The organism is Arthrobacter sp. Hiyo1, from assembly GCF_001263615.2.
Taxonomy (GTDB): domain Bacteria; phylum Actinomycetota; class Actinomycetes; order Actinomycetales; family Micrococcaceae; genus Arthrobacter.
The window spans coordinates 265,094-268,168 of the sequence record NZ_DF952472.1; the positions used below are offsets into that span (position 1 = coordinate 265,094).

At 65.4% G+C, this 3,075-nt stretch carries 5 protein-coding genes; all 5 read right to left on the reverse strand.

The window, feature by feature from the left end:
- The coding region (locus AHiyo1_RS14820) for a 6,7-dimethyl-8-ribityllumazine synthase (RefSeq protein ID WP_148667604.1) at window positions 1-232 on the reverse strand (232 nt) is incomplete at its 3' end.
- A gap of 41 nt (window positions 233-273) precedes the next feature.
- Window positions 274-975: a GTP cyclohydrolase II gene (gene ribA, locus AHiyo1_RS14825; RefSeq protein WP_059389084.1), complete on the reverse strand. Its 702-nt coding sequence runs from the start codon at window positions 973-975 to the stop codon at window positions 274-276.
- On the reverse strand, window positions 972-1,592 hold the full coding sequence (gene ribB / locus AHiyo1_RS14830; protein ID WP_370872257.1) for a 3,4-dihydroxy-2-butanone-4-phosphate synthase: 621 nt from the start codon (window positions 1,590-1,592) through the stop codon (window positions 972-974). Before ribB ends, ribA begins: the two co-directional genes overlap by 4 nt.
- A 71-nt stretch (window positions 1,593-1,663) precedes the next feature.
- Window positions 1,664-2,302 carry a riboflavin synthase gene (locus tag AHiyo1_RS14835; RefSeq protein WP_059389086.1) on the reverse strand — a complete coding sequence of 213 codons (639 nt, stop codon included), beginning with the start codon at window positions 2,300-2,302 and terminating at the stop codon, window positions 1,664-1,666.
- A partial coding sequence (locus AHiyo1_RS14840; protein WP_148667605.1) for a RibD family protein occupies window positions 2,302-3,075 on the reverse strand: 774 nt, incomplete at its 5' end. The genes AHiyo1_RS14840 and AHiyo1_RS14835, both read right to left, overlap by 1 nt.

Here is a 3,075-nt window from a genome sequence, read left to right on the forward strand (position 1 = left end):
CGAAATGCGGCGCGAGCCGTGCAGCCGCGACGGGAAGCTCAAAGGATCCCGGGACGCGCAGCACAGTGGGCTCGGCAATGCCGGCTTCCTTCGCGGCACGCAGTGCTCCGTCGAGGAGCCCGTCCATGATCTGGGTATGCCAACTGGCCGCCACGATGGCGAGCTTCAGCTGGTGGGTTTCCGCCGGGTTGAGGGTGGTGAGGTCGATGGTGGGGGCGCCGTGTCCGCTCATGGGTGTGTGTTAGTCCGTTCAGTCAGGCTTGTAGGTGAAGTTCAGTCTTGTTCGAGGTCAAATGTGCCGGCGGAAGCGTGGGTGCCGGCTGGTTCGGTGTCACCGAGGGTCAGGCGGTGGTCCATCCGGTCCTTCTTGGTCTGAAGGTACCGAAGGTTTTCTTCACGGGACGGAACCTCGGTGGGCACCATCTCGACAACCTTCACGCCGGCCGCGGCAAGCCGGTTCTGCTTGTCCGGGTTGTTGCTCAGGAGGCGGATTTCGTGGAGGCCCATTTCGGCAAGGATCTGGGCAGCCGCTTTGTAGCAGCGTGCATCCACCGGCAGCCCGAGCTGCTCGTTGGCCTCGACCGTGTCGAATCCGGCTTCTTGCAGTGCGTAGGCCTTGATCTTGTTTGCGAGACCGATGCCGCGGCCTTCCTGTCCGCGCAGGTAGAGCAAGGTGCCGCCCTCTTCCCGGATCAGCTCGAGGGCATAGGCCAACTGTTCGCCGCAATCGCAGCGGTACGAACCGAAAACGTCGCCCGTCAGGCACTCCGAGTGCAGGCGCACCAGCGGGGCCTTGCCTTCGAGCGGCGCCTTCGGGGAACTCACGGCCAGGTGCTCCGCACCGGTAGCAAGGTCGGTCCACGCCTGTGCCACGAACTCACCGAAGGCGGTGGGTAGCTGGACAATCGGGCCGCCGCTCACCGGATGCGTTGCGCGCGCCGGAGTGCCGCCGTCGTGCGTTGTCGCTGTAGTCATCGCTGCTCCTCGTTTCCTGCCGGAATTGCAACCTGGTTCCCAGCCTCCGACGCTACAACATAAGCAACGAGATCCTCGATCGAAATCAGAGGACATCCATGCTCCGCAGCGAACTCCCGGAGGCTGTCCAGGCGCATCATTTCACCATCGTCATGTACCAACTCGGCGATCACGCCCACCGGGGCGAGCCCCGCAAGCCGGCAGAGATCAACCGCCGCTTCCGTGTGCCCCGGACGTTCACGCACTCCCCCATTAACGGCCCGGAGCGGAAAAATATGCCCGGGCCGTGTGATCGAGGACGGCGTGCTGCTGGAATCAGCCAGAATCCGGGCTGTCAGGGCCCGGTCCGTGGCGGAAATCCCGGTGCTTACGCCCACAGCGGCATCACAGGACACCGTGTAGGCCGTGCCCTTGGCATCTTCATTGACCAGGACCATGGGCGGCAGCGCCAGGGCATCGGCCCGTGCCCCTTCGAGGGGGACGCAAATGACGCCCGAGCTGTAGCGGATGGTCCAGCCCATGAGGGCAGGCGTCGCGTGTTCGGCAGCGAAGATGATGTCGCCTTCGTTTTCGCGGTCTTCATTGTCCACGACAATGACGGGACGGCCGGCCGCCATCGCCTGCACGGCCTTTTCAACGGGGTCCAGCCCCTGGCGTACCACCGTGGTGCTGCCGTTGTGTGCGGCGCTCACTGGGCAGCACCGCCTGCAGTTGCCGGCGCACGGAAGGACAGCAGCCGCTCGGTGTATTTCGCGAGAACGTCCACCTCAAGGTTGACGCGTCCGCCCGTGGCCTTGGCCCCGAGTCCGGTTTCGTCAAGCGTGGTGGGAATGAGCCCCACTTCAAACCAGGGGTTCTCTGCTTCAGCCGGGCTGACGGCAGTGACGGTGAGTGAAACGCCGTCGACGGCGATGGACCCCTTTTCGGCGATGTACCGTGCCAGCGGGGCCGGCACGCCGAAGCGGAGCCGGTCCCAATTGCCGAGCGACTCGCGCTCCAGAAGCTGCCCGACGCCGTCGACGTGGCCCTGCACGACGTGGCCGTCCAGGCGGCCGCCCGCCTGGACACACCGCTCGAGGTTCACGGTGTCACCCGCGGCCAGTTCGCCGATGGTGGTGCGGACGAGGGTTTCGCCCATGACGTCAACGCTGAACTCCCGGCCGTCGATGTCCGTGGCGGTAAGGCACACGCCGTTGACCGCGATGGAGCCGCCCAAGCCAAGCCCTTCGGTGGTGCTGGGGGCCATGAGGCGCAGCGTAGCGCTGGCCTCGCCGTCGTGCTCGACGGACAGGACCGTGCCTTGTTCAGCAACGATTCCGGTAAACATCAGTGTCCTCCTGTAGTGGTGTCCGAGGCGTCCTTGCCCGGAAATGGTTCGTGGTGATCGGTGTGCGACCTCGTCCAGGCCGGTTTGTTTCCGTCCGATGGTCCGGACCTCAAATGCAGCCGAAGGTCGCGGCCCAGTGCATGGACCGCACCGCCGGCAGCGTCGTCCCAGTTCCAGTGCTGGGCATCGGCGAGGGTGGAGATACCGAGATCCGTCAGGGCCGGCGTACCGGAGCCCAACAAGGTCGGCGCAAGATAGACGATCAATTCATCCACAAGGCCCGCGGCAAGGAAGGCGCTCAGGATGCGGGAGCCGCCTTCCACCATGACGTGCCGGACGCCTTCGGCGAAGAGCAACTCCAAAGCTTCGGAAGGGTCGCGGGTCGGCAAATGGACGAACTTCCCGTCAGTCCCCCGCACGGCGGCGTCCGCCGGAATCTCCCGTAGACCCATGACGGCCCGGAGTGGCTGGCTTGGCGATTCATCGCCGTTCTCTTCCCGTGCCGTCAGCCGCGGGTTGTCCACCAGGACGGTTTCGGTACCCACCAGAATGGCGTCGATCAAGCGGCGCAGTCCGTGGTTGTCGGCCAACGATTCCGGACTGGAGATCCATTGGCTGGTCCCGTCCGCGGCCGCGATCCTGCTGTCCAGGGTCTGGGCAATGTGGAGAGTGACGAACGGGCGCCTCGCCTCCACCGCATTGAACCACTCCCGGTTCAGCTTCAAGGCCTCGGCGGCGGCCAGCCCGGACCGCACGTCCACACCGGCAGCGCG